Annotated in this window: 21 protein-coding genes and 1 pseudogene; 11 read left to right on the plus strand and 11 right to left on the minus strand. The window is 64.5% G+C overall.

The genetic code is table 11. The annotated features are described in order from the left end of the window. Nucleotides 1-341 precede the first annotated feature (341 nt). Entirely contained in the window at nt 342-4,757 is a 4,416-nt protein-coding gene (gene mobF, locus SNAS_RS17830) for a MobF family relaxase (RefSeq protein WP_041625022.1), read from the plus strand. A gap of 124 nt (nt 4,758-4,881) precedes the next feature. On the opposite strand, the gene SNAS_RS17835 is transcribed toward mobF, so the two are convergent. Further along, complete coding sequence (locus tag SNAS_RS17835) at nt 4,882-5,316, minus strand: DUF6463 family protein (RefSeq protein WP_013018847.1); 435 nt, start codon at nt 5,314-5,316, stop codon at nt 4,882-4,884. 479 nt (nt 5,317-5,795) lie between these two features. On the opposite strand from SNAS_RS17835, the gene gcvT reads away from it, so the two are divergent. Then, on the plus strand, nt 5,796-7,121 hold the full coding sequence (gcvT, locus tag SNAS_RS17840; protein WP_083787148.1) for a glycine cleavage system aminomethyltransferase GcvT: 1,326 nt from the start codon (nt 5,796-5,798) through the stop codon (nt 7,119-7,121). On the opposite strand, the gene SNAS_RS17845 is transcribed toward gcvT, so the two are convergent. The 3 genes from SNAS_RS17845 to SNAS_RS17855 form a co-directional block, all read right to left on the minus strand. Continuing rightward, nucleotides 7,049-7,333 carry a DUF7336 domain-containing protein gene (locus SNAS_RS17845; RefSeq protein ID WP_013018849.1) on the minus strand — a complete coding sequence of 95 codons (285 nt, stop codon included), beginning with the start codon at nt 7,331-7,333 and terminating at the stop codon, nt 7,049-7,051. The two genes, gcvT and SNAS_RS17845, sit on opposite strands and share 73 nt — an antisense overlap. Nucleotides 7,334-7,493: 160 nt before the next feature. Next, nucleotides 7,494-8,423 carry a carbohydrate kinase family protein gene (locus SNAS_RS17850; RefSeq protein ID WP_013018850.1) on the minus strand — a complete coding sequence of 310 codons (930 nt, stop codon included), beginning with the start codon at nt 8,421-8,423 and terminating at the stop codon, nt 7,494-7,496. Next, complete coding sequence (locus SNAS_RS17855; protein ID WP_013018851.1) at nt 8,420-9,448, minus strand: LacI family DNA-binding transcriptional regulator; 1,029 nt, start codon at nt 9,446-9,448, stop codon at nt 8,420-8,422. Before SNAS_RS17855 ends, SNAS_RS17850 begins: the two co-directional genes overlap by 4 nt. A gap of 147 nt (nt 9,449-9,595) precedes the next feature. On the opposite strand from SNAS_RS17855, the gene SNAS_RS17860 reads away from it, so the two are divergent. From SNAS_RS17860 to SNAS_RS17875, 4 genes are read left to right on the plus strand one after another with little or no spacing between them, the layout of a single operon-like run. Then, the gene (locus tag SNAS_RS17860; protein ID WP_013018852.1) at nt 9,596-10,585 is read left to right on the plus strand and encodes a sugar ABC transporter substrate-binding protein; all 990 of its coding nucleotides are present in this window, start codon (nt 9,596-9,598) and stop codon (nt 10,583-10,585) included. Nucleotides 10,586-10,589: 4 nt separating this feature from the next. After that, on the plus strand, nt 10,590-11,594 hold the full coding sequence (locus SNAS_RS17865; RefSeq protein ID WP_013018853.1) for an ABC transporter permease: 1,005 nt from the start codon (nt 10,590-10,592) through the stop codon (nt 11,592-11,594). Further along, a complete protein-coding gene (locus SNAS_RS17870; protein WP_013018854.1) occupies nt 11,591-12,391 on the plus strand; it encodes an ATP-binding cassette domain-containing protein in 801 nt (266 codons plus the stop codon). The genes SNAS_RS17865 and SNAS_RS17870 overlap by 4 nt, the downstream gene beginning before the upstream one ends. Before the next feature lie 46 nt (nt 12,392-12,437). After that, complete coding sequence (locus SNAS_RS17875) at nt 12,438-13,907, plus strand: glycoside hydrolase family 32 protein (protein ID WP_013018855.1); 1,470 nt, start codon at nt 12,438-12,440, stop codon at nt 13,905-13,907. Between the two features lie 254 nt (nt 13,908-14,161). Here the strand turns inward: SNAS_RS17875 and SNAS_RS17880 are convergent, their stop codons facing one another. After that, entirely contained in the window at nt 14,162-15,202 is a 1,041-nt protein-coding gene (locus tag SNAS_RS17880; protein ID WP_013018856.1) for a restriction endonuclease, read from the minus strand. Between the two features lie 327 nt (nt 15,203-15,529). Here SNAS_RS17880 and SNAS_RS35255 point away from each other — a divergent pair, with 327 nt between their 5' ends. Next, nucleotides 15,530-15,865 (plus strand): hypothetical protein, encoded by a 336-nt coding sequence (locus tag SNAS_RS35255; protein ID WP_144300554.1) that lies wholly within the window; start codon nt 15,530-15,532, stop codon nt 15,863-15,865. Between the two features lie 366 nt (nt 15,866-16,231). On the opposite strand, the gene SNAS_RS17885 is transcribed toward SNAS_RS35255, so the two are convergent. Together SNAS_RS17885 and SNAS_RS17890 are read right to left on the minus strand one after the other, a co-directional pair. Then, complete coding sequence (locus SNAS_RS17885) at nt 16,232-16,528, minus strand: hypothetical protein (protein WP_013018857.1); 297 nt, start codon at nt 16,526-16,528, stop codon at nt 16,232-16,234. Then, nucleotides 16,525-17,571, minus strand: a complete 1,047-nt coding sequence (locus tag SNAS_RS17890) for a DddA-like double-stranded DNA deaminase toxin (RefSeq protein ID WP_013018858.1) — start codon at nt 17,569-17,571, stop codon at nt 16,525-16,527. The genes SNAS_RS17885 and SNAS_RS17890 overlap by 4 nt, the downstream gene beginning before the upstream one ends. Before the next feature lie 623 nt (nt 17,572-18,194). On the opposite strand from SNAS_RS17890, the gene SNAS_RS17895 reads away from it, so the two are divergent. Further along, nucleotides 18,195-19,832, plus strand: a complete 1,638-nt coding sequence (locus SNAS_RS17895) for a helix-turn-helix domain-containing protein (RefSeq protein WP_013018860.1) — start codon at nt 18,195-18,197, stop codon at nt 19,830-19,832. Nucleotides 19,833-19,835: 3 nt separating this feature from the next. On the opposite strand, the gene SNAS_RS17900 is transcribed toward SNAS_RS17895, so the two are convergent. From SNAS_RS17900 to SNAS_RS17910, 3 genes are all read right to left on the minus strand, one after another. Beyond that, nucleotides 19,836-20,363 carry a hypothetical protein gene (locus SNAS_RS17900; protein ID WP_144300555.1) on the minus strand — a complete coding sequence of 176 codons (528 nt, stop codon included), beginning with the start codon at nt 20,361-20,363 and terminating at the stop codon, nt 19,836-19,838. Between the two features lie 5 nt (nt 20,364-20,368). Next, complete coding sequence (locus tag SNAS_RS17905) at nt 20,369-20,875, minus strand: hypothetical protein (protein WP_013018862.1); 507 nt, start codon at nt 20,873-20,875, stop codon at nt 20,369-20,371. A 236-nt stretch (nt 20,876-21,111) separates the two neighbouring features. Continuing rightward, entirely contained in the window at nt 21,112-21,603 is a 492-nt protein-coding gene (locus SNAS_RS17910) for a hypothetical protein (protein WP_041625024.1), read from the minus strand. Between the two features lie 640 nt (nt 21,604-22,243). On the opposite strand from SNAS_RS17910, the gene SNAS_RS35840 reads away from it, so the two are divergent. Together SNAS_RS35840 and SNAS_RS37675 are read left to right on the plus strand one after the other, a co-directional pair. After that, nucleotides 22,244-22,387 carry a hypothetical protein gene (locus tag SNAS_RS35840; RefSeq protein WP_013018864.1) on the plus strand — a complete coding sequence of 48 codons (144 nt, stop codon included), beginning with the start codon at nt 22,244-22,246 and terminating at the stop codon, nt 22,385-22,387. A 136-nt stretch (nt 22,388-22,523) separates the two neighbouring features. Further along, a pseudogene (locus SNAS_RS37675) lies at nt 22,524-22,733 on the plus strand (DUF3592 domain-containing protein); the annotation flags it as partial. Between the two features lie 181 nt (nt 22,734-22,914). Here the strand turns inward: SNAS_RS37675 and SNAS_RS36780 are convergent. Continuing rightward, a complete protein-coding gene (locus SNAS_RS36780) occupies nt 22,915-23,268 on the minus strand; it encodes a lactococcin 972 family bacteriocin (RefSeq protein ID WP_041625025.1) in 354 nt (117 codons plus the stop codon). Between the two features lie 314 nt (nt 23,269-23,582). Here SNAS_RS36780 and SNAS_RS17920 point away from each other — a divergent pair, with 314 nt between their 5' ends. Next, entirely contained in the window at nt 23,583-25,856 is a 2,274-nt protein-coding gene (locus SNAS_RS17920) for an ATP-binding protein (RefSeq protein ID WP_013018866.1), read from the plus strand. Nucleotides 25,857-25,861 lie beyond the last annotated feature (5 nt).

Raw genomic sequence — 25,861 nt, forward strand, 5'->3', positions numbered from 1 at the left:
CGCTAACCCAACGCCCCGCCGTTGCCTGCAATCCCGAACCCTCCCTGGTACCGTCCCGGCTCCTGGGCGCGCCACGCCTCACACCCACGCTTCCGCTCGTCGTAGCTCGTAAGTTGCCTTTAGGACCCACTTGGCGACCTCGTGAACGCTCGGCCAATGGCTGTCCACTCACGAATTGAGGGTGTGGGGCATTCCATTGTGTCAACACATGTGGGTGGATGTAGTACCAAGGTATCGTTGATGTGGGACCGCTGCATTTGTCAATCCTGATGCCAGAGAGGGGCAGCATGTAGTAGGTCGAGGTGGGGTTTGTGGCCTGGGTAACCACATTGGGCCCTGTCATGGCGCAAATCGACTATCGACTGCGCGACAGTATCGGCTGCGCCGTTCCCGTTGATGGCGACACCGGGCCGCATCCGCAGTACTCCGAGACGCTCGTGGCGGGCTCTGGCGGCAGTCTGGTCCTGGCCGGGTCCGGCATCAGCCAGTTCCAACTGGAGCCGGGGGCGGCCATGACTGAGGCTGACAAGACCCGGATGCGGTTGTTGGCCGACGGCAAGCACCCCGATACCGGCGCCCAGTTGGTGGTCGCCAAACGCGCCACAGCGCCCGAAGCGATGCTGTCGGCGCGGCCGCTTGCCGACGCCCTGCAAGCCGCCGCAGCTGACAACAACGTCAGTGTCCCGGTCTTGTTGGGCGACGACAAGGTCGTGGTGCAGCGTGTGGAGCGGATGCTGCGGGGTCTGACCCGCGACGGCGTCCACAAGATACCGGTCAAGGACGCGGCGTGGATCGCCGCCAAAGCCGGAGTCGAGTTGGCCGATTCCTATCCTGCTTCGACGTTGGCAACAGCCTGGGCGAACGCGAACCGCACGATCCGCATCGGCAACCGCGGCTTCGATCTCACGCTGGATATGCCCAAAAGCTTCAGCATCGTGCAGGCCTTGGCTCCCGAACCGGTCGCGACGCAATTGGATGCCGTCTTCCAGGAAGCTGTCCGCGAGACCGTGGCGGCACTGGAAACTTGGACTGCCTACGGCCTGAAAGGACACCACGGCGACGGCAAGAAAGCCCGCCGCGTGGACGCTGACGGGTTGATCAGTTGGGTGGCCACCCACCGCACCGCACGCCCGGTCGCCACCGCCGCACCAGACCCGCACCTGCATGCCCACGTGCAAATCCTCAACATGGTGCACTGCAGCGACGACAAGTGGCGGACGGTGGCCTCGGGCGGCCGCGACATCTTCCGGCACGCCCACGCCGCCGACGCGTACATCAAAGCCCGTATCCGTCACTACACCTCCACCCAGTTGGGGATCCAGTGGCATCGCGACCCGGTCACCAGGCAATGGGAGATCACCGGCATCACCCCCGACATGCGCGGCGTGTTCAGCAAACGCCAGCACCAAGTCCTCGCCGCGGTCGCGGCCAACTGGGTCCAAGAACCACACGCCACGCCACGCCAGTCCAAGGCCTGTGCCGCGGCCACCCGCCAACCAGCCGCCCCATGGGATATCGCGGCGCTGCTGCAAGACTGGCATCGACAAGCCGCCTTGACTGGCGCCGACGTCGACCAACTGCTGCGGTCCATCACCGCCGAGGCTTCTCCCCCATCGGCTCGCCAGGGGCTGCGGCCGACGATTGTGGAGATCGCCGACGAGGTTTTCCATCCGGATGTCGGGGTGACCAGCCACCGCAAATCCGTCACCCGCGCCGACATCCTGGCCGCCGTCGCCGAGGCCTTGCCCGCGGGTGTCGACTGCCTCGAGCGCCTGGAGCACCTCACCGACCAGGTGCTCGCCGTAGACGGGTACGCGGTGCGGCTCAAACGCGACGCCGGTGCCACGTTGTCCAACGCGCAGCGCTACACGACGGCCGACATCGTCGCCAGCGAGATCGCCATCTTCAACGCCGCGTCCAAACGCCTCAACGGCGCCTACCCGCGCGTCGACGCCTCGCTGGTCGCCGAGGTGGTGGCTGACTTCGAAACCAGCGCGGGCTTCCACCTGTCACAGCAGCAGCGCGCGGTGATCGACCGACTGGCCACAAGCGGCCACGGCGTCGACGCCGTCATCGGCGTCCCCGGCTCCGGCAAGACCACGATCATGCGAGTGCTGGCCGAAGCGCACGCCCGCGCCGGGCACCAGGTGTGGGGAGCATCCACGGCAGCGGTAGCCGCGCTGCGGCTGCGCCACGCCACCGCGATCCCGTCGCGCACGGTCGCCTATTGGCTGCACCGCATCACATCTGGCCCCGGACTAGAGGGTGTGGACGTACTCGTCGTCGACGAGGCGGGCATGGCCGACGACCGGCAAAAGGCCACATTGCTGAGTGCCGCCGAACGCAGCGGCACCCAAATCATCGGTATCGGCGATACGTTCCAGTTGCGATCCCCCGGGGTGGGGTCAACCTTTGGTGACGTCCACACCATCGTCGGCGGCCAGGTGCTCACCGACTTCCGCCGCCAACGCTACGAAACCCACCGCCACGCACTCAGCGCCTGGCGCTTCGACCATCGCCGCGAAACCCTGCACATGTTCGCCGACACCGGGGCGATACACGCCACCAACAGCCTCGACGACACGCTGGCGGGAATGACGGCGGCATGGTGGGCCCGCTTCCAACACATCACCAATCCACATGACGCCATCGACCAGATCATGGTCTTGGCCGGGCACAACAGTGACGTCACGATCCTCAATGCCGCGGCTCAAGCCACGCGTTTGGCCGCCGGGCACCTGGATGCGGGCACCGGCTTCACCTACACCACCGCGCCGGGCCAAGCCATGCGCCTGTATGCCGGGGACGTGGTGGTCACCCGCGCCAACGACTACCGGCCTCGCGGGCAAGGGCCCGACATCCTCAACGGGATCCGCGCCCACGTAGTCACCATCGACGCGGCAACCGGCCAACTACGACTGGAATGGCGCGAGACCACACCCTGCGGAGCGATCCTGCGCCAGCAAACGGTGTCACGCGACTACATCGACGCCGGGAACGTGAGCCTCGGCTACGCCATGGTGGTCCACAAAGACCAAGGCGGCCAAGCCGAACACGTCATCGTCAACCTCACCGGCATGTCCCCGGATGCCGCCTACGCCGCGTTGTCACGCCACATGGAACACGTCGACGCGTTTCTAGCACGCGAAGTCGTCGAACACGCCGATCGCGCCACCCGGCTCGGGGCTGCGCGCGACGGCCAGGACCTGTTGCAGCGCGCCATCGACGCCTACGCCGACTATCTGGAACGCCCCGACCCCGAACCAGTCGCACTGGCCGAAGTCGCCGGGTACGAGGAATACCTAGACCACCGCACCTGGCCGCAACCGACCTCCACCACCGACCCGTTCCGCCACCACCATCAAAGCGACGACCCCGCGGCCGCCACACCAGCGGATGCGGCATCAGACATCGAGGCACCGCGCCTCGACCAACCATGGTGGCAACGCCGCCTGGGCGCCTTCACCACCGACGAACTCCAAACCCAACGTGCCGCGCTGGAGTCCGGCGATGCCGCCGCTCCCGAATCCGACCTCGCCCACATCGAGGCCGAACTGGGGCTGCGCCGCTCCATGCGCATCGACGTCCGCGACGCCGAAAGCCGCGACCGTACCCAGGCCCGCACCACCGCCGCTCGCGCCGTATCCCGCTCGGCCGAACCGGATGATCCCGACCGGCCCACACCCGCGCCGCGTCTGCAAGCCGCGATAGACGCCGAACGCACCCTGCCCAACACGATGCTGCCCGTACCAAGTACGCCGACGACCGGCACCACCGGTGCGGCGGCCATCGGGGAAAAGCCATTGTGGGACCAGTGGTGGCAACGCCGCCATGGCGCTTTCACGCGTGCCGAACTGACCGACAGGCTCCGTGAGCTGGACGCCACGATCGACTACGTCGAGCACGAACTGGCCACCGCGCGCACTCTCAGCGACCAGCGCGCCCAGGCCATGCCGCAACGCCTGGCCGACGCCAGAAACGGCGACGGCCCGCAAGCGTGCTCGCTCATAGCCCATCGCCGCGCACTCGTGGCGACCGCGCAAGCCTCGGCCCGTGTCGATCGCGAACACGCCGCCGCGCAAGCCGCGCAGGCCCGTATGGACTCGTTGCACCGCCGCGCTCAAGAACTGCGTGCCGAAGCCAAACAGTTCAGTGTGGAACTGTGGATGGGTGGCACCACCCGCAAACGCCTTTACCGCGACATCAACGCGGTGGTCGACCAGCAGGCGGAGGCCAAATACGAACGCGACGCCCGCCGTGAGGCGGGCCACCGCGCTCGTATCGCCGCGGCCGCGGCCGCGCGTCGCGTCGGGCTCCCCCACCACACCGCCGCCAAGCAAGCACTGCGCGACCTCAAACAGAATTGGGAACAGCGTTACGCCCACGCCATAGACGCCGACATCGCCGCCGCCAAACAGACACTGCCGCGCACCATGACGCTGACGGTCACCCGCGCTGACGTCGACAAAGCACACGTCGAAGTCGACGAAATCCGCTCCGAGCTGTCCACCCGCGACCGCATGAAGCAAGCCACCATCGACAACGCAGACACCGACCGCGCCCAAGCCCGCACCGTCGCCGCCCGGGTCGTGGAGCGAGGTGTTACGGCGACCGACCCCGATACTCCAGCGCCATCGCCGCGAATGCGCGCCGCACTCAATGCCGCGAGCGCTATTCAACAGCGCGCGCGCCACTCACCAACGACGCCACCGCCCCACCATCAGACACCGGCCCCGGGGCCCACACTCGAGCAATAAGTCTTAGAACCACGGTGCCGCAACGCGCGCTCTTCGACTTCGCCGATTACAGCGATGGGGTACAGATTCACGCCACATGCGAGGCTTCCGGGGCGGTTGCCTACGCTCGGTTGCATTCGTTGCGTTACCGCTGAACGGGCTTGGCGTGTTCTGTGGCGCCGTGCCTTCGGGAGGTGTGCGCGGCGAGAATGAGCAGTACCCCGGCCAGCAGCAGAGCCCACGCGGGCGATGCGGGAAGCAGGGCCGACATCACGGCACCCCAGGCGGTCATGCCCCAACCCAACGGCGCGGGCACCCGCGCGCCTCGGCGAACCGTCCACAGCACAAGGCCACCGAACAGCAGTAGCGGAATCCCGAAGCTGCCCGGCGAGTACCAGAAGGCTTCGGAGTAGACCCGATTGTCAGTGGTGACGTCTAGCGAGATGGTCTCCCATGGCCCCCGGGAAAGGATGTCCGCCCACGTGCTCAGCCTGTCCCACAGCGCAGCCAGGGTGTGGATCACGCCGACGACCACGGCGATCCAACCCGCGACGTGTGCCAGGGTTCGAGTTCTGTTCATGCCTTCACTGTTGCCCAGCCACCCTCACACCGTGCTCCCCCGCGCGAGGGGCAACCGCCACCCACCCGGGGGATATCGTGATGGGGTGCTGCGGCTGGTGGCAGCGCGGGGTTCACGTCCGTTGTGGACGCGGGTGATCGTCATCGATGGGCGACGACCGTGCGCGAGGCGCCAGTCGTGTGGGACGGTCGCGGTTTCCGCGTGGCTGGTGGGCGAAGAAGGTTCTCAACAGGCCGCGGCGCGGCGGCGAGTGGACAACGATCCCCCAATGCCCTTAACCAGGCCAGGCGGGACAGCTCCCGGTGGTGCCTCATGAAAATGTTGTAATGCTTGCACCGTAGCTTCGACAGCGATCACACGTCGAGTCACTCGGCGCTGGTGGCAATCACACGCGATCACAAGCAGCGGTAACGGTGGGCGGTTGCTTGATCAACCGCGAAGGCGATAGTGGGGATGAGGGGTAGTTGTGGGTGGGGCGAATGAACGATCGCGGTAGCAAGACTCGGTTTTCGGTACTGCACTCCCGGCACGAGGTATTGGGGGCGAGGTTTGTTGAGGTGGACGGGTGGCGGATGCCCGCCGAGTTCGCCGGGGCTGTGACCGAGCATGAGGCGGTTCGCGAATCGGTGGGCGTCTTCGACCTGTCCCATAAGGGGAAGCTCGTCATCTCCGGCTCCGATCCCGCCCATGTCCTCAACCGGTGCCTGACCAACGACGTCCACCACCTCACCTCACCGGGCAAGACGCAGTACACACTCGCCTGCGATGACGACGGCGGCGTGATCGCCGACGGGATGCTGTACCGCTTCGATCGCGACAGTTTCATGATGTTTCCCAGCGGGGCCGGGTGGCTGGACTTCGCCAAGCGGCTGGATGCCGAAGTCGGCGACGAGATCACCATCGGCGTCATCCACGACTCCCACGGCATCCTGTCGCTACAGGGACCCGAAGCGGCGGTGACGTTGCGGCGCCTGGGTTTGGCCGCGCCCCAGGAGTACATGTTCTTCGACATCAGCCAAGCCGAGTGGGGCAACTCCTTCATCTGCCGCACGGATTTCGCCGGACAACCCGGTTTCGACATCATCGCGACCAACCCGGTCATCGCAGCGATGTGGGATGAACTCCTCGACGCGGGTGTGACGCCGTGTGGCTTGCGGGCCCGTGACAGTCTGCGTCTGGAGGCGGGAAACGCCCTGCACGGCACCGACTTCAACGAGCACGTCACCGCCATCGAAGCCCGACTGGCGTGGGCCATCGGATGGAACAAGCGCCAGTTCTGGGGCAAGGAAGCACTCGAAGCTCAGCGCACCACCGGCACCCAGCGGCGGATCTTCGGCCTGACCGCGACCTCACCAGCCACACTGGAAACCGGAGCGACGATATACGACGGCCAACAGCAAGTCGGGACCATCACCTCCGCGTGCCACTCCCCCACACTCAACAAACCCATCGCCCTGGCGTTGTTCGAACCCATCTACCAAGCAGGCACCGAACTCCAAGTCGACACCACCACCGGCCGGGTCGCTGCGACCGTCACCAAACCACCCTTCGGCACGACACCACAACCCGCATCGTTACCTCGCCCCCGCGTGATGACTGCCGGGCGCTGCCTTGCCACCAGAGCTTTACGGCGCCCGCATCATCGCTATTGGCCTTCGGCGCGATGCTCGCGACCCGTCCCCTTGGGCTTGCGTGACCACGCGACGGCATCTCACGGAGTCCGCCTGCGGACTTACTCGCCCGGCGGAACTCGCACGAACCCCTCGGCCCAGGCGTCCTCATCGAGGTCGCGTGCGTCGAAGTAGAAGCACTCCGGTTCGTCACGGAAACCCGGTAGCAGTCGGGCCTGCCGGATACGCTCCTCAACCCGTTCAACGGTTGAGTAGATGCCCAGGAGCTTCACGTCATCGCCATCTGACTCGTCGCAGAACACGCCGCTGGCATCGACGTGCACCGTCGAACCACCGTCACCGGCTTCGTTGTGATGGCCGACATGCCACAGCGGATACACGATCACGGACGCGAAACTATCAGCACTCCAGTTCGTGGGGCCTGTGACCTTCGGCCCGCTATCTCTTGGGACACAAGGACGAGTGGCTCCGGCACCGCCTGGCGGCAGGCGCCGCCGCCCGGGCGCGCGAGAGTCGGGCGCTGGTCCACAGTCTCCTCCAGAAGGCTCAACGACGGGGTGCCGGGGGCCACTTCAGCTGATCGATCCATGGTGGATCGGCGCCGGGTACCTCGCAGGTGTGCGCGGCCACCAGGCTCGCCAGTTCCAGGGCGGATGTCAGTGTCTCGATGTCAAGGCGCCGGCCGGTTTCCAGCAGCCGGTGCAACAGTCCGGCGGTGAAGGCGTCACCGGCGCCGATCGTGTCGGCCAGGCGTATCGGTTGGGCCGCGACGTGGACGGGTTCGCCGTCCAAAGAGGCCATCGCGCCGCGTTCGCCTAGGGTGATGACGATCAGGGGGCAGCCGCGCGCGTGCCAGCGTTCGCACAGTTCGCGGTGGTCGGCGCCGGGGTGGGTGAAGGCGAGATCGTCCTCGCTGAGTTTGAGGATGTCGGCCAGCGCGGCCCAGTCGTCCAGACCGTCTCGGTATCGTTTCGCGGTGGCGATGCCGGGGCGCACGTTCGGGTCGATAGAGATGGTGGCGTCGTGCCGATGGGCGCGCAGCGCGTCGGTGATGACGTCACAGCCCGGGGGTCGTACCAGGGCCAGTGATCCGGTGTGGATGATCGCCGCAGACGCGATCGGTTCGAGTTCGGCGGGGCTCCAGTCCCAGTCGGCGGTGCCGTTGACGTAGAAGTCGTAGGCGGCGCGGCCCTGGTCGTCCAGCGCCGCCACGGCGAGCGTCGCCTCCTGGGACGCCGTCACCGCAGCACTCAAGTCCACCTGGGACTTGTCCAGGTGGGTGCGTAGCAGTTGGCCCAGTATCCCTTTGGACAGCCGTCCGAGAAACCGGGTTGGGGAGCCCAGCCGAGCCAGGGCCACGGCCGTGTTGGCAGGGCTGCCACCGGGCCTCACCTCCAGGCGCAGCGCCCCGGTCGCGTCGTCGGGCATGGCGACAGCGTCGGCGACGGCTTCGCCGATGACGGCGATCGTGTTCATGGCTGCTCCTTGGCGGGGCGGGTCGGTGCCTGGCAGCCGCAGGATTCTCGGCGTTTGAAGGTGGCGGGCAGTTGGACGGTCGTGGTGGGGCGCTTGGGGTCGGCGATGCGAGACAGGAGGGTCTCGATCGCGCAGGCGCCGATGTCGCCGATGGGTTGGGCCATGGCGGTGAGTCGGGGGTGGAAGTAGTTGGCCCACTCGAAGTCGTCGAAGACCGCCAGGGCGAGGTCGTCGGGGACGCTTACCCCCAGGCGGGTCAGGGCGCTCATCACGCCGATGGTCATGTGGTTGTTGGCGACCACCAGGGCCGTGGGCGGGTCGGGTTCGGACAGCAGTCGTTCGACGGCCGCTTCGGCGAAGTCGGCACTGGACTGTCCGCTGGCGACCAGTCGCCGGTCGGGTTTCAGGTTGGCACGTTGCAGGCCGAGTCGCCAGCCGCGTTCGCGTTCCACCGTGGTTCGCAGCAGTTCGCGCCCGGCGATGAGTCCGATGCGTTGGTGGCCGTGTTCGGTCAGGTGGCCGGTCAGTTCGGCGGTGGCTTCGATGTTCTCGGTGCCGACCTGGTCGAATTTCGTCGAGGCGCAGCGGTCGACGAGCACCGTGGGCACGCCCAGGTCCTGCAGATACTGCAGCGACTCGGAGTCGGCGTCGCCCGCGGTGGCCAGCAGGACTCCGTCGACGCGGCGCTGGTGCAGGGCCTGCACCACCCGCAGTTCCTCGTCCAGGTCGTCGTGAGTGTCGGCCAGCAGGAGGGTGTGCCCGGAGGCGCGGGCGCTGCGCTCGATGGCGGCGATGATGTCGGCGAAGTAGAAGTTCGAGATCGCCGAGATGGCCAGCCCGATGGTCTGGGTACTGGAGGTGACCAGTGACCTGGCGATGGTGTTGTGGATATAGCCGGTCTGGCGGATCGCGTCCATGACCCGGTTCTTGGTGTCCTCCTTGACAAAACGCGTGCCATTGATGATATGGGACACTGTGGACACTGATACGCCCGCCAGCTTCGCGACATCCTTCATGTTCGCCATCGGCGACCTCCTTGTTCTTCACGGGCAATACGAAAACGTTAGCGCAAACGCTTGCGCGAACGTTTGCGTCCCGGTAACGTCTTTTCCCAACAACACCCCCGCCAACCCATCGTCACCCCTCAGACACGTGAAATCCCTGGAGTACCAATGCGTTCCGCCCATAAACCACTGCGGCTGGCCGTCACTGCGGGCCTGCTGCTCGCCACGGGTGGTCTGACCGCCTGTTCCGCCGCCGACGACGGCCTCAAGATCGGCCTGATCACCAAAACCGAGACCAACCCATTCTTCGTCAAGATGAAGGACGGCGCCCAAAAGGCCGCCAAGGAAGCCGGAGCCGAGCTGACCACCGCCGCCGGAAAATCCGACGGCGACAACGAAAGCCAGGTCACGGCGATCGAGAACATGATCACCGCCGGAGTCGACGGCATCCTCATCACGCCCAACGACACCGAGGCCATCGTTCCCTCCATCAAGAAGGCCCGCGACGTCGGCATCACCGTTATCGCCCTCGACACCCCCACCGAACCCCAAGACGCCACCGATGCCCTGTTCGCCACCGACAACGAACGCGCCGGCGAACTCATCGGTGAGTACGCCAAGGCGCTGTTGGGCGACACCAAACCGAAGATCGCCACGCTCGACCTGGCACCGGGCATCACGGTGGGCAAGTTGCGGCATGACGGTTTCCTCAAGGGCTTCGGAGTCACCGACAAGGACCCCGCCGTGGTCTGCTCCCAAGACACCCAGGGTGACCAGGGTAAGGGGCAGACCGCGATGGAAAACTGCCTCCAGTCCGATCCGGACATCAACCTGGTCTACACGATCAACGAGCCCGCCGCCTTGGGCGCCTACTCCGCGATCGACGCGGCCGGAAAAACCAAGGACGTGACCATCGTGTCCGTCGACGGCGGCTGCACGGGCGTCGAAGCCGTCAAGGACGGCAAGATCGCCGCGACCTCGCAGCAGTACCCGCTCGACATGGCCGCCAAAGGCGTCACCGCCATCGCCGACAAGGTCAACGACGGCAAGGACGTCTCCGGATACACCGACACCGGCGTCAACCTCGTCACCGACAAGCCCGTAGACGGCGTCGAGTCCAAGGACGTCGAATTCGGCCTCGACAAGTGCTGGGGCTGAAGCGATGACCAAGACAAGCCTCGCCACGCCGCCGCCGGTGGCGCTGACCGAGCCGTGGAGCTGGAAGCGGCTGTTGACCGCGCCGGTGTTCGGCCCGTGCGTCGCGCTGGTGCTCGCGACGGTGTTCTTCGCCACCCAGTCGGCGACCTTCCTGACCGGCCCCAGCCTGTCGCTGATCCTGCAACAGGTCATGGTGGTGGGAACCCTCGCCATCGGACAGACCCTGATCATCCTGGTCGCCGGTATCGACCTGTCGGTCGGCACCATCATGGCCTTCGGCTCGATCGTGATGGCCAAACTCGCCGTCGACTCCGGACTGCCTTGGCCGGTGGCCGTCGGGGCGGGCATCGCGACGTGCACCGTGTTCGGACTGGTCAACGGCCTGCTCGTCACCCGTATCAAGCTGCCGCCGTTCATCGTCACCCTCGGCATGCTCAACATCGCCTACGCACTGACCCACATGTACTCCGCGGAAGAGACCGTCACCAACCTGCCCGCCGGAATGACCGCCCTGGGCGAGACCTTCGCCATCGGCGACACCCGTGTCACCTACGGCTCGGTGCTGATGCTTGTCCTGTTCGGAGTGGTCGCCTACATACTCGGCGGAACCGCGTGGGGCCAGCGACTGTACGCGGTGGGCAGCAACGCCGAGGGCACCCGGCTGACCGGGATCCCGGTCGACCGGGTGCGACTGGCCGCGTTCACGGCAGCCGGTGCCATCTACGGCATCGCGGCGTTGCTGCTCATCGCCCGCACCGGCGTCGGCGACCCCAAGGTCGGACTCACCGAGAACCTCGAGTCCATCACCGCGGTCGTCTTGGGCGGCACCAGCCTGTTCGGCGGGCGCGGCGCGGTGCTGGGCACCCTCGTCGGCGTCCTGATCGTCGGCGTGTTCCGCAGTGGACTGCAGCAGATGGGCGTCGGCGCCACGCCGCAGATCCTGGTCACCGGCATCCTCGTCATCCTCGCCGTGACCGTCGATCAGTTGGCCCGCAGGAGGAACCGATGAACAAGCCGCGTATGTCCGCTCGAGGCCTGGCGAAACGCTACGGCCACGTCACCGCCCTGGACGGCGCCGACTTCGATCTGCGAGCCGGTGAGGTACTGGCCGTCATCGGCGACAACGGCGCTGGAAAGTCCACACTCATCAAAGCCCTGACCGGGGCGCTGATTCCCGACGCCGGATCCATCGAACTCGACGGCGCCCCGGTCCGGTTCCGCAACCCCGCCGAGGCCCGGCGCGCCGGAATCGAGACCGTCTACCAGGACCTGGCACTGGCGCCCGCCCTGGACATCGCCACCAACATGTTCATGGGCCGCGAACTACGGCGCCCCGGCGTCCTCGGCACAGTGTTCCGCAAGCTCGACAAGAAACGCATGCGCGAACGCGCCGCCGCCCACATGGCCGAACTCCACATCGGACTACGATCGCTGTCCACCCCGGTGGAGAGCCTGTCGGGCGGTCAACGCCAGGGCGTCGCCGTAGCCCGCGCCGCCGCCTGGGCCCGCCACGTGGTCATCATGGACGAACCCACCGCCGCGCTGGGCGTGCGCGAATCCGGCCAGGTGCTGGAACTCATCGCCCGAGTCCGGGATCGGGGCCTTGCGGTCGTCTTGATCAGCCACAACATGCCGCACGTCTTCGAAATCGCCGACCGCATCCACATCCAGCGACTCGGCAGACGCGTCGCGCTCATCGACCGGGACCGGCACACCATGCCCGAGGTGGTGGCGATCATGACCGGAGCGGCCACCGTGGACGACGATGCCGCCGACAAGGAGGCAACCCCGGCCGTCGGAGCCTGACTCCCCCGCCCTCGACCACTCCCGCACGACACCAAGGAGAACGACAATGCGCCCTCGCCTCTCCCGCCGACAACTCCTCATGCTCTCCGCCACCGTGGCCGGAGGTACCGGCATGGCCGCGCTGGGCGTCGCGCCCGCCTTCGCCGCCGACTACCCGGAATTCCCCTACCCCGACACCGACTATCAGGAACCCACCCGAGGACAATTCCACTTCTCGTCCCAGGGCGGCTGGATGAACGACATCAACGCTCCACTGTACTACGATGGGACATACCACCTGTTCTACCAACACAACCCGCACGGACTCACCTGGGACACCATGCACTGGGGACACGCCACCAGCCCCGACCTAGTTCACTGGACCCAGCAGCCCATCGCACTGGAGCCAGGCATCCATCCCGGCGACCTGTGGTCAGGCGCCGGACTCGTCGACTTCGACAACCACACCGGACTCCAAACCAGCAACACCCCACCCATCGTGGTGTTCTCCGGGACCAACGGCGTACGGCTGTTCTACTCCAACGACCGAGCCAAAACCTTTCAGACCTACGACAACGGCAACCCGATCGCCACACCCGCTGGCACCAGCCGAGACCCGAAAGTGTTCTGGCACACCGGAACCAACGAGTTCAAGCTCGTCATCTGGACCGATGCCGGCGGCAACGGCGTCGACATCTTCTCCTCGCCGAACCTGCTCGACTGGACGTTCAAGTCCCGCTTCGCCGCCGATTGGCTCTTCGAATGCCCCGACCTGTTCCCACTGCCCTACAACGACGGGTACAAGTGGGTCCTCAATGACGCTTCCGGCGACTACGTCGTCGGAACCTTCGACGGAACGAGTTTCAACCCCGAGACCACGGTCGCGCGGATGGTCGAAGGCAGGGGTGCCTTCGACGGCACCTTCTACGCCGGACTGACGTTCGCGCATCCCCCCGGCGACAGGATCATCCAGATGCTATGGATGCCCGGCAATCGCGGCGACATCTGGACGGGGTGCGCCACGTTCCCGGTCGAGTTGGCGCTACGCGAAACCAGCGACGGGCCGCGAGTGACCCGCAACCCGATAGCCGCGATCGAAGGACTTCGTTTCGACACCCACCGATACGGGCCCGCCGTTGTGGATCCCGGACAGGCCGAGGCACTGCTGCGCGACGTCGTCACCCAGGAATGCGAGATCATCGCCGAGTTCGACGCGGACTCCAGCACCGCCACTCGGTTCGGGTTCCGCCTCGACGTCAATGAGGACGGCTCCGGCGGCCACGAGGTGCTGTACGACAAAACCGCCCAGACGCTGTACGGCGCAGCACTTCCAACCTCCGAAGGCAAGGTGCGGATGCGACTACTGGTGGACCGCAATCACCTGGAGATCTTCGGCAACGACGGCACAATGTCCTACATCGACTCCCCCAGCTTCTCCACCTCGGACCAAACCTATCGGCTGCGACTGTACGCCGACGGCGGCACCGTCAGCGTCGCCTCCATTGCAGTGCACGACATCGCCAGAACCTGGAGTTGAACCAACATCACGCCCGGTGCCACCGGTGGTGCGCTTTAGCGCCCCCGCCCCCGGCGTATCAACCGCCCGGGCCGGATTCGCACTGGCGACAATGGCGCTCGGCTCAGCCTGACCGGCTCGTCAAGACCGGCGCGATCACCCTGAGCTGACCTGGAGTCGACGTCCGGCAGATGTCGCTACGAGGAAGGCTGTATAACGCCACAATCGCGAGCGTTGCAATAGGCCAGGAAGTCAGCTCCACATTGGCATTTGTGTTAGCCGGTGAGCATCCATACACGAGTCAGCGGCAGGCGAGAACGGATGTCTTCAGGCAGCCGGTCATATACCCGGGTCACCGCATCCACGACGTCTTCCGCAGTCCAAGCCCGAATCCGAAACTGTTGCCCATACACCGACGCACGAGCACTCTTGGTCAGCCCACCCCAGGCCACCAGCAGTCCCTGGTCCGCGCGTTGAGAATGAATAACGCCGCCGAGATCACGAACCACGGTGTCGGAAATCTGACCACCCGACTTGACCTGAACGATCAAGCGCGGTGAGTCCATACCAAGAAGCCCGCCCCCGGCGACGATGTCGATCCCCTTATCAGCCCCCGGGGGTGACATGGTGCAGACATAACCTTCGGCCCTAAGAATCGCGGTTATCAGCAATGCCAAGTCATGACCGGCGAACTCCTCGGCGATGCGTGCGGTGATGCGATCGCGCGCCACCTCTTCGATGTCCGTGTGCGTTTCCGGTTCGTCCACATCATCAGCGCCAGCCGACTCGGACAGACTCACCGGGGTGGAGAACGAAACCAGCCCGGGATCTTCTCCGGTCTCCAGCAGGGCCTCCAGCCGGGCGATCGCGTGCCCCTTGGTCGGTGCGAAGATCGACAATGCGCTGCCGAGGGTGTAGAGCAGGTCTTGCTTCACCGCTGAGCGGGGCAGGTCCGTTCGTTGCCAGTCCACTCTCACCACATGCCGCTGGTCCGGGTCGGGTTGGTCAGCGAGGTACTCGTAACCGCTGGTGACGCGTCCCATCGCGAGTTGCTTCGTCGTCTTCATCGGCATGACTATCAAGTCGCCTTTGGCGATACGGCCACGAAGTGCCCACGTCTGCCCGGTGTAGTTGGCCTGGGTCGCCATCCCCATGTCAGGCAAGATCTTGGTGATGACCGCCGCGATGTCCTCGCGGCTCTTGCACGCAGTCAGGTCGGGCCATTCTCGCCAGCCGCCACCAGAGACCCCGTTGGCAAGCGCCCACTGATCGCGTTCACCGTTCCTACCGGACCGGACCACCCACGCCACGCCCATGGCACCTCCTGAAAAGCTTGCGCGCTGTGGCATCGCGCCACGGCCACTGTGCCGCCGAACCACGCTCTTCCTGGCATACAACAACAGTGAGCAAGTTATACCCCATCAGGGGCACTTCGGCGTTTCGCCTTTAACCATCCGGCCGAATATGAAGACACAACCTAGTGTGCTGAGTCGTTTCTTCGTCGGCAGTCGACGGTGATGGGTTCTCACGCGACCATTGCCCTTTCAGTACTATTAGGATTAGAAATCGGTCATGTTCAGATGGGAGGGGAGGGCGGGTAAGGTTTGGGCAGTCCCTGATTCCAATGTGGTTAAGGCGGGTGTATGGCAGCGGTGGATCCGGCAGACTTTGATCCTCACACACGGCGTGCTGTTGCACAAAGAAAACTATTCCTCGTTCCATTTGTTCGTGACGATGGCGCCATCTACGTCTACGTCTGTACGGACCCGCAGCACAGCCAAAGCACCATGGTCGGGTTGGTGCTCAATGAGTTCGGCGACAATGGCGGCGTTAACCACATTGTCTATGTGTTGGACGGTCAAGATCCCAAAGATCGCCGACGTGGACTCTCACATCACCAGCTCCGCGGCATCTTCCCCACCTGGGATGAGGGAATCATCGCCGTACTCGACGCATATGACCGGTGGCGTCAAAGCTAAGTTCAGACACCGCATAGTCGTTAGGTATCCACCACAAGTTCCCACCGGAATCGGGAGCATCTGAATACTGGCTCTAGGTCGCGTTCGGTGTTGCCCGAGAGGATGCTGTATCCGAGCTTCGCCAACCCTGGCGGGGACAACGCTTTGGTCTCGGTGTCGGGTAGATCCCATACAGGCGTGCCAGGATTGTCGCGGTCCTCGCCAACGGCAAAGTGCAGCCTGATGCCGCAATCGACGTCGCCCCAACCGGGTGGGTACAGGCCCAAAGAATGCGCGTACTCCACACCAGCTCAGCCGCGTCGAGAGTTTCCTCTCTGGCGAGGAGGTCGGCATGCGCATCCGGGTCGGTGGCCACCGGCTGCACGGTCATGGCTGGGCCGAATCCCACACTGCGGCGTCGTCCTCGTCGGCGGGCACCCCGTCGTCGCCCAGTCGGCTGGTGCTCCACAGCAGCACCCCGTCACCGTCGTCAGCGCCGGGCGGCCACGCCAGGTCGATGGAGTAGTAGTGACCGGGCACGTACCCGGGCGGTGTGAGGCCGCGGCCGATGGCGTAGTCGGCCAGTTGGTGCGAGTCGAGGTCGTCGACGCGGGCCATGAGATCCGCCAGCAGCACAGGATCGTCGGTATCGTAGTGCGCGTCGATGTCGTGGTGGGTCGTCATCGAATCGCCTCTCCGGTTCCCTTATAGACTCGTCGGCGTAGCCAGCCGCTCTCCTGCACACTATGCACGTACAGCGCATACCCCACCGACAGCATCGCCACGATGTTCGAGTGACACCGCTTCGGGTCCTGGGGCTCCTCCGCGCCACAAACGGCCTGGTTGATGTACAGCACCGCATCCCGCTGCTGGTGTTTGACCATGAGCGCGGCTGTGTTTCCCTCGATATGCCAGCCGGTCGTGTATCCCGGGTCCGAGGCCCATGGTTCTTTGAGGTCGGTGCGCTGGCTGGCCGGGCCCCGGCGCGACGCGATCAGCATGCTCGCGTTCCACGGGGTGCCATCGCGGTGGTACAGCTGCCCGCGCGCCCGCACATCATCGTCGGACTGAGGTTTCTTTGGCCAGCCGACACGGCGGATCGCGGCAACGTGAGGCGCGCTGGGCGGGTCGGGTCGCCACCTTGCGTGCGGTCCTGGCGGTGTCGTGGGTCGTGGGCTATCGGTCGCGGTTTCCTGCTCGGTGGCCGTCACCGATGCCGTCCCGTAGACGGCGAGCAGCTGCCGCCGGTACTCCTCGACGGCCCGGTACGCAGCGTCGACGGCGGCGGTCGCTTCCGGACCTACCGCGGCTATTTCGGACACGGCGGCCTTCACACTGGCGGACCCGACCTCGACGGCGAGCGCGTAGGCGTCGCCGGACTTGGTGACTGCCGCGGTGGCCGCCGTGTGGGCCTGGTCCAGCTGCTCGACAGCCGCATCCACGTGCCCGAGGACATTGTCGCGGCGGGGTTCCTGTGGGACGCGGTCCAGCGCGCTGACGGCGGCAAGCACCGCAGTGCGCGCAGTCATCCAACAGGACGTGGTCTCGTTGAGCGCGTCGGTGATCTGCTGTAGCCCCTCGCCGGGCGCCGCAAGACCCATCCCGTGCGACCACCGAACCATGTCATCAGCGGCGCTGCGGGCCGTCTCGGTGGCCACCACCGCCTGCTCACACCGCTCGGCGGTGACCACCACCGTGGTGCGGGCGGACTCCAGCGCGGTCGACATCTCGGCACTCTATGCACGGGTGCAATAGCTGCCCTGGCTCTGTCAATTTCCGGACACTTAGACCGATGTATGCGGGCTACTGGTCCCAGAGGCTGCGCGGAGGCTCTCTGGTCAGGATTCGGCCCCGGTGTTTTCCCATGTGAGTGGGTTCGCGTCGAAGATCACGGTCGCCAGTGTGCGAGCGGTGCCGGTCTTCAGTGCAGGAAGGCTGGAGTCCATCCAGAGCTACACAGTGGCAACTCCTTGGTGGCAGTATTCGACGGCCAACATCTGGCGTCAATCTGAGTTCTTCCTGCAGGAGCATCCCTCCTGATGCTGACATTTACTTGCCGGTGGGGCAGATTTCTTTCGTGCCCAGCTGGCAATGGCGGCGATTATTAGAACGAAGATGACGAAACCGAACACGTTCGCCGGATCCATATCGGTGGCTCCTCCAGTGGTTGATTGAATCACCGCCAAGATTGCGCCAGCTTCACGTGGAAACCACCGATTTATTGCAGAGATCAAGCCGGGTAACCATTAAGGACGCTTCTGGTGCCGATGCGGCCTACTTTGGTTGCGGGGGAACAAGACCAGGACCTTTGACTCATACATGTTTGCCATCGGATTCGTATGTTGTGGTTATGGGAACGGGTAAGCGCGGCCGTCCAACCCAGCCAACCGTCAAACGCCACATCCGTGGTGGCTTGGGTTGCGAGTACCGCATCGCCTGGATGTTGAGAATCAATCGTCTATACGGTGACGACCAGTCTTTGTCGGTGGGCAAAAAGTTCGCGCGAGCGTTCCGTGGCGGCAGTTGGGACCGGGAAGTAGACGGTTCGCAGATCACACACTGGGAGAAACTCGACCAGATACCGGGTTACGAGGTGATCCGCCGGTACGAGGAACTGCTCGGTCTGCCCCGTAACTCTCTCATCGCCGTCGCCGATGTCGTCTATCACGACAAACGAGGCACTCCCGGTAGTCCGCACCTGAAGCGACCGCCCGACCCCTACGGCATTCGCCGCGCCGGGCTCGGTGACGTGGTGGACCGGGCGTTGAGCACTGACGCGATGAACGGCGACGACTGGGATGCCCTGACCGCGAACCTGGACGCGACTCGAACTGTTCTACCCGCTTCGGACCCGGGATGGCCCGCAGTCGTCGAACGGCTGGCCCAGGAACTGTTGCTGGCCGAGCACATCCATTGGGCGCAACGCAATGAGGCGATGGTGCGGTTCGTCGGAGACCCCTCCAGCACGTCTATGGTCATCGCGGTGTGTGACGCACTTTCGGCGGATTCGCGCAACCAGGTGTCGAGCGAGCTGTTGGGGTTGTTGGAGATTACGCCGCATCCGGACGCCATGGCTCACCTGATCCGTCAAGTGTCCACACCCGTCAACGAAGTAGCCCGGCGTGGTGCGTGGTGGGCGGCGGCTGAGAAGACTGGTCGCGGCCACTTGCGGACACCGGATCTGATCGCGTTGGCCAAACATGCGAGAAGACTGCTCGCGGGCTATGAAGGCCATCCCGACTGCCGTTCAGCGGCGGCCAACGTTTTGTACCAGCTTCACGCGGTTACACCGGCTCTGTTCAAGTCCTTGCGGCTGAATGAAAGCGACGCCTCAGTCCGAAATGTACTCACCGGCGGCCGCATCGTTGCGGTGACCGACGCGTCCGTGACGGTGAACCGGATAGCGGAGGTGGTACTTGGCCAAATGTCATCCGGTCACCTGTCCACTGACCCGATATTGGCCGAACTCCTGGGGGATGCTCTGTTCGATCCTCAGGTCACCGCACGGCTCGGCGCGTTGTCGCTGATTAGAGTGACCCCGTACCGGAAACCGACGGCGAACGTGCTGGCGATGGAGCTGGGTGGAAAAGATGCTCGCTCCAATCCGGACCTCTTTGCCAGTATGGTGCGCGCCTTGGCATTCCTGGGCACGCCGACGCACCGGCAGCATCTTGAGAAGATCGCGCTCGCCACCGATGGCTTCGCGCCTCGGTTCCGAGCCACGGTGATCCACTCGCTGGCTCACTGCGGCGAAAGTGACAGTGCCGACGAGGTCTGGACGGCACTCATAGTGCGGCACCTGATGAACCAGAGCAATCCGATGGAAAAGCACATCGCTGACGGGTTGATCTACGCGCTGGGAATTCAGCGCCGCTTCGGCAGTCTGCGGAGGCTTGTTGCCAATCCCGCCATGCCCGGACCGGTGCGAGCCGCCGCGTCCTGGTGGTTGAACCTGCCCGAGCATGTTTTGCGTAGCACCTCGCGTTGAGGCTCAATGGATCTCGTAGGTCTCTCCTGGACTGAACGCGCCTTGGATGAGGTCGGTTTCCGGGTCGGTATAACGCTTTTCGAAGACTCTGCCCATGCCAGACAGTTCATCTCTGGCGTAGATTCGCAGTTGAACGATCGTTGCTTCGCCATTGGCGAGTTCGGCACGCAGATCGTGGCGGATCGCCAGCCTTAGTACGTGTCCGTAAATACAATCGGCGTCTCGACCGGGCAACACGAACGGCAGTGCGTTCTGTATTGGGATCATGGTCTTGGCGTAGATTTCACCGTTGCTGGCCTGCTTAAGGTGCAAGGTCACGAGCTCGATCTGTAGATCGACCGCGGCTCGACGACGCAGATTTGAGATCTTGATGTAGAACCGGCTGGGGCCGAGTTCGGGATCCACTTTCTCCGCGATCTTGCTGGAGATCTTGATCCGGGGCCGAATGCGGCGCAACAGCCACAGCCAAAGCACGGAGCAGAACAACCCGATCGCGATTCCACTGGTATTGGTAATGACGAAGGCGGTCATGATCATTACCACCCGGCCCGTACACAGTGGGTCCGATGCGCCCACGTGATGTTTACCGTTGATCTAGTGGAGGTGATGTCCGCCGTGGCAAGCGCACGAATCACCCGCTTGCGCAGCACCACGACATCGCCGAATGCCGCGCGAAACGCCGGATCAGTCATCGTCCCGGGAAAGTCCATCTCCACGACACCTACTCGCACCCAAACTCCGTTGGCTCGGTGTGTGCTGCGAACGTGTAGGTCGATGCGAAGCGCGACTGTATACGCGACGCCTCGTACACGGTGGCTGAAGGAACATTCAAAGTGGTTCGGGTTCTCGACGACCAAGGCTCCCAGCGGATGGCGCAGTGCGCGGAGGACGATCCCCCGGACTTGGGACAGCCTCAGCGATGTGGCGATCGTATCCTCTTTACACAGTTCGTCGAGTATCCGTCTCGGTTTCTTGCCTCGTAGGAAATAGGTCGTGACTGCGGCGATTATGAGCACTCCCAAAATCGCGATGTCAACATTCATGACTCTGGCTCCTTTGTTGAACTGGATGAGTCAAAGCCAAGGTTGCGCCAGGAAAGCCGGAAAGCTATGGAATAATTGTGGAGATCATTAAACGTCAACCACTATGGACTATTGCCATATCGCGCTCCCGGAGTCGGCCGCGATGGCGGTGGGGGACCTTGATTTCGTCAGCGACCATCGGACCCTCGTCCAGTCCGCAGACAAACCTCATCGCACCAGGCACCTGTCGCGGGTGTTCACCAAAATTCGCGGCAGGCGGTGTTGGCTTTGTCGGCCAGGTCCTTCACGGTGCTCTTGTCGGGTTTCTTCTTGGTGGCTTCGTCCAGCCACGCCTGAAACGCGTCGATGCATTCGCGGGCGGCCTTGCTGTCGGCTTCGGCTTCTTCAACATCGTCTTCGAGGTCGTCGTTGCTGCCGCCCAGTTTCTTGATCTTCTTGTCAGCGTCGTTGATGGTGGCTTCGTGTTTGGTGATCGTCGCTTTGGCGGCGGTCAAGTCGCTTCGGGTGTGGAAGAACAAGATGATGAACACTGCCGAAGTGATGACGAACAGCGCGACCAGCCCGGCCAACAGCGGCAGCAGCCGTTTGCGATTCCCGAAGGATGGCAGGCGGGCGAACCCGGTTTCGGGTGGCGGTGAACCTGGCGGCTGTTCCGGCGGGAGGGTGTATCCGCGGGTGCCCGGGCCAAGGCGATCGACGGTCCGGAAGCCTGGCGTCGGGGTGGCCATGGGTGGCGGGTATGGCGGAGTCCCCGATGGACCGGTGCCCGGGGATGATGGCACGTTGGTTGGCGGGTAGTGGTGGTTGGAGTGTTGGGGGTCGTGCATGCGGATCCTCCTCGACAGAACACGGCACCGCCTGGTGCCACCTCGAGGCTGGAGCGTTCGCGTACACGCGATGTACATGGCGGCAGTGACCCCGCCGACACCGCCGCATCACCAGTCGTCGTCGGGGTCATCGAACAGCGTGATGGGTTCGCGTTCGGCAGGAGCGGGCAGTGTTTCGGTCAGCTCCAGCATGGTGCTGCGATAGTCGGGGGGCATGGGGGTGACCGGCGGGTGTTCGGGTGGGGTGTGCTTGTCCGGGCCACACAACCGCAGCGTGTGGTGGACCCGCGCAGCACGTCGGCGTGGCGCTCGCCGCAGGCGGTGCCGTCTCCGCTGCGGTTGTCCGACCACAGTGGTACCTCTGTGACCAGTGAACAAGTGTCGTGGCGGCTGGCGTAGTCGAGGCTGGAGGCATCCAGCCGCCAGGTGTTCGCTGCATCCGATCGCGCCAGAACGGCCTGTTGTACGTCCTGATGGGTCGGGGCACGGAAAACACCAGGGGCCAGCTCTTACCTGCCGCGCCAACCCACGGGGACCGCTGTTGGAGCACAACGCCCAAAGAATCGCCATCGCCGCGGCCGCCCAGGCGCGTGGGCTCATCCAGCGCAGCCTGACCCACGACGTACCCATCGACGCCCGCCTGCTCACCGAATCCTGCGCCGCCCTCGCCACCTTGTCCCAGTAAAATCCTCGACGATGTCAGCTGAGCGAAGAGGCGAGACGGCACGGTGATGATGGAGATTTCGGGTCTCGTCGAAGTTCCGGTCGGGTTGCTCTTCATCGTGATACCGGCTGTCGCGGGGGCCGTCGTCACGACTCGCATGGTCAGACGGCGGCGCACCTGGACACATGTCTCCGGGACCGTCTCGAGTGTGAAGACGAAACGGGCTGACAACGGGACGACGACCACCACCGTTCGATACCGCTTCGTGGATGCGAACGGCGAGCAACACAGTGGCTCCGAAACCGCCCTTCGCACGCCGCGGAAAGGCAAGAAGGTCGGGGTCATGTACAACCCGGACAATCCCGACGACAACGAACTCTCCTCGACCGCGTTCCTCATACTCGTGCTGCCCCTCTTGGCGGTCATGATCGGGTTCGGTGTGTACATGCTCCTGTTATCGATTTCAGGGGGTACATATTGCGGAACTCCCAACCTGGACGCCCCGAGCCGGGCTGGCACCAGGTTGGGAGTTCTACATCAGACGCCCGCTATACGAGAGCGGCGTAGCTGCAGGCAACGCTGCGTGAGACCTCAATGGAGGTCTTCGCCCAGATTCCAGGATTCTGCCAGGTTTCGGCTCGCTTGTTGCCGCCGGCGACGCGTGCCCCGTGGACCTTGGTGTCGTGCCGGTAGTCGGAGTAGCACCGCTTGTTGCCGTTGGAGAGGTTGACGTAACCGCGGCACCAAACACCACCGCCGACGCCGGAGCAGGATTGCACCGTCACGTCGCCGCTGTTCGAGGTACCGCCGCCGGGAGACGCCTGCGCGGCTGAGGCGCCACCGAGCATCATCATGATCACCATCGTGGCGACGGCGGCGCCCTTGGCGACAAGAGTTGTCACGGACCTGGTTCGAGGTGAAGACAAAGTCTTCCTCCTATGTAGAGTTCGGACTTCTTGATGGACTGACGACCGCGTGGCCGATGTCCGTCGCTCAAACCTCCACGGGTAGTCGATTCGCTACCAGGAACAGGCCCGGAACAAGAGCGGCAACTGCTCCGCGACACCAAACCTTGAGAGAATCTGGAATCCCCTGGTAGAAGCGGGATCTCGGCGATTGGCGGCAGCTGCTGAAGGTTTTAGAGTTGTATGCCGAACCGTCGATGAGGACATGACCGGCACGACGGCGGTGCTCGCCCTCTCAGAAAGTCACGGTCATGAATGCGAATGGATTCACCATCGGCTGCGGTCGTCTGCTGCGTGCCCATCGGTTGCGGGCCGGTCTGGCCCAAGAGGATCTCGCCCGGATCTCGGGGGTGAGTGTGCGCGGCATTCGGATGATCGAGAACGAGCAGCGACGACCACGGGTGTCCACAGTACGCACTGTGGCACAGTCGCTGCGGTTGTCCGAAGCCGACAGACTCACCCTTATGGAGGCGGCCCAGCCGGATTCTCGTCCCCCGCAAAAGCCCGAGAACCACCCGCGCCGTGTGGTTCCCAGGCAGCTGCCCGCATCGCCACGCGGGTTCGTCGCGCGGGAAGCCGAGCTCGGTCGACTGGACGCGGCACTGAAGCCGCCCACGAGTCTGTTGTGTAGTGTCACCGGGTTGGGTGGTATGGGAAAGACCTGGCTGGCGGTGCACTGGGCCACCACCCGGCTCGACCGTTTTCCCGACGGCCAGTTGTATGTGAACCTGCGTGGCTTCGACCCTGTCACCGAGCCGACTCCCCCGTACGTGGGGCTGCGCGCCATGGTGTCCGCTTTGGGGGTTCCGGTGGACAGTGTGCCCGCCGACGTCGATGAACTGGCGGCGCTGTTTCGCAGCATCACTGCGGACAAGCGCCTGCTCATGGTGCTGGACAATGCCCGTGACGCGGCCCAGGTGGCGCCGATGTTGCCTGGCGGCGATGGAAGCGCCGCTGTTGTCACCAGTCGTTCGTCGCTGTGCGAACTGGTGACCGAGTACGGTGCCCGCTCGCTGCGTCTCGGTGGTTTGACCGCCGACGACTCCCGGCGGTTGCTTGGCGAACAATGGGATGCCGAACGCATCGCTCGCGAGCCCGACGCGGTGGAGGGGCTGATCAGCCGTTGTGCCGGGCTTCCGCTGGCTTTGGGAATCGTTGCGGCACACGGAGTCCTCAACCCCGATCACCCGTTGGGCACCATCTATCGAAACCTGGTGGACGACAGCGCTAACTCCGCTGAGGACGGTGATGACATCGTCGACGACATTCGCGTGGTCTTCGATACCTCGCTGCGTCTGGTCGGCGGCGATGCCTCCCGGTTGTTCGATCTGCTCGGACTGGCGTCCGGCAGCGGCATCGACGTGTACGCGGCGGCCAGCCTCGCTGGCCTGCCGGTGCCCGCCGCACGCGGTGCGCTTCGGGAGTTGGAGAACGCGCACCTGGTCTCGCGGGACTCCCCCGGCCGGTACCGCATGCACGATCTCACGTATCGATTCGCGGCGGCGCGGAGCTCGGCTGTCATCGACGAACCGGAGACGGTGGCGGCGCTGCACAGGCTCATCAACCACTACATTTTGACCGGGTATCGGGCCGGTGATGCCATGCAGCAAGGCGATGCGCCCGTCACCGAGAACATCGGCCTCACACCGCGATGCGTGATCACACCGATGGCCGATCGCGCCGCGGCCTTTGACTGGGTACGCCGTGAGATCGAGGATTTTCCGCGATACCAAGCGATCGCGCTCGCCCATGGTTGGTACGAAACGGCCTGGCGAGTGGCCGACTGCACCCGGCTCTTCATCGACGAGGACGCCATCAATGCGGTGGCCGAGCAGGAGCTGTGGCGGGTCGCGATTGACGCCGCCGAACACCTGGGTCCCATGCATCTGGCCCGGGCACAGTCGCGGTTCGGCAATCTTCGTCTCAAAACCGACCCGAGTGATTCCGAGGCTGTGGATCTCATGCTCAAGGCGGCGGACTTGGCCGCGGCGAGCGGCGAAGTGGCCGAATGCGCGCGAACACATTTCATGCTGGCCCACCGGTTTCAACACAATGGACAGAAAGCGCAAGCCATCGTCCATGCGAAACTGGCCCTCGCATTCCTGACGGAAACCGAAGAGCCGGTCATGATCGCGCGGGTCCATAACATGATCAGCTGGACTCTGGGTAGCGCGGGCCGGTTTCACGACGCCCGAAGACACGGTGAACTGGCTTTGGCCATCGCCCGCGAATACGGGCTCTCCCACACCGAAGCCACGGTGCTGGGAACACTGGGGTCCAATTCCCACAAAGCCGGTCGACATGCCCAAGCCGAACGACTACTTCGGCGGGCCTACACCATTCACTCCACAATGGCACAGAATCCGTGGTCCGCGATAAGCCTTGAAAACCTGGGCGACGTCCTCGCCGACTCACGACACCCCGACCAGGCAAGCGAAGCGTGGCGCCGAGCGACCATCCTTTTCGAACAGACATTTCGCATCAAGGACGCCGAGCGAGTGCGCACGAAACTCGATTCCCTGTGATCGGT

Origin of the sequence: Stackebrandtia nassauensis DSM 44728, assembly GCF_000024545.1 — a bacterium.
GTDB lineage: Bacteria > Actinomycetota > Actinomycetes > Mycobacteriales > Micromonosporaceae > Stackebrandtia > Stackebrandtia nassauensis.

Bases quoted from the DNA above. Each gene is read 5' to 3' on its own strand.
- mobF (WP_041625022.1), top strand. From the start codon at position 342: ATGGCGCAAATCGACTATCGACTGCGCGACAGTATCGGCTGCGCCGTT.
- SNAS_RS17835 (WP_013018847.1), bottom strand. From the start codon at position 5,316: ATGAACAGAACTCGAACCCTGGCACACGTCGCGGGTTGGATCGCCGTG.
- gcvT (WP_083787148.1), top strand. From the start codon at position 5,796: ATGAACGATCGCGGTAGCAAGACTCGGTTTTCGGTACTGCACTCCCGG.
- SNAS_RS17850 (WP_013018850.1), bottom strand. From the start codon at position 8,423: ATGAACACGATCGCCGTCATCGGCGAAGCCGTCGCCGACGCTGTCGCC.
- SNAS_RS17855 (WP_013018851.1), bottom strand. From the start codon at position 9,448: ATGGCGAACATGAAGGATGTCGCGAAGCTGGCGGGCGTATCAGTGTCC.
- SNAS_RS17860 (WP_013018852.1), top strand. From the start codon at position 9,596: ATGCGTTCCGCCCATAAACCACTGCGGCTGGCCGTCACTGCGGGCCTG.
- SNAS_RS17865 (WP_013018853.1), top strand. From the start codon at position 10,590: ATGACCAAGACAAGCCTCGCCACGCCGCCGCCGGTGGCGCTGACCGAG.
- SNAS_RS17870 (WP_013018854.1), top strand. From the start codon at position 11,591: ATGAACAAGCCGCGTATGTCCGCTCGAGGCCTGGCGAAACGCTACGGC.
- SNAS_RS17875 (WP_013018855.1), top strand. From the start codon at position 12,438: ATGCGCCCTCGCCTCTCCCGCCGACAACTCCTCATGCTCTCCGCCACC.
- SNAS_RS17880 (WP_013018856.1), bottom strand. From the start codon at position 15,202: ATGGGCGTGGCGTGGGTGGTCCGGTCCGGTAGGAACGGTGAACGCGAT.
- SNAS_RS35255 (WP_144300554.1), top strand. From the start codon at position 15,530: ATGGCAGCGGTGGATCCGGCAGACTTTGATCCTCACACACGGCGTGCT.
- SNAS_RS17885 (WP_013018857.1), bottom strand. From the start codon at position 16,528: ATGACGACCCACCACGACATCGACGCGCACTACGATACCGACGATCCT.
- SNAS_RS17890 (WP_013018858.1), bottom strand. From the start codon at position 17,571: ATGTCGACCGCGCTGGAGTCCGCCCGCACCACGGTGGTGGTCACCGCC.
- SNAS_RS17895 (WP_013018860.1), top strand. From the start codon at position 18,195: ATGGGAACGGGTAAGCGCGGCCGTCCAACCCAGCCAACCGTCAAACGC.
- SNAS_RS17900 (WP_144300555.1), bottom strand. From the start codon at position 20,363: ATGACCGCCTTCGTCATTACCAATACCAGTGGAATCGCGATCGGGTTG.
- SNAS_RS17905 (WP_013018862.1), bottom strand. From the start codon at position 20,875: ATGAATGTTGACATCGCGATTTTGGGAGTGCTCATAATCGCCGCAGTC.
- SNAS_RS17910 (WP_041625024.1), bottom strand. From the start codon at position 21,603: ATGGCCACCCCGACGCCAGGCTTCCGGACCGTCGATCGCCTTGGCCCG.
- SNAS_RS17920 (WP_013018866.1), top strand. From the start codon at position 23,583: ATGAATGCGAATGGATTCACCATCGGCTGCGGTCGTCTGCTGCGTGCC.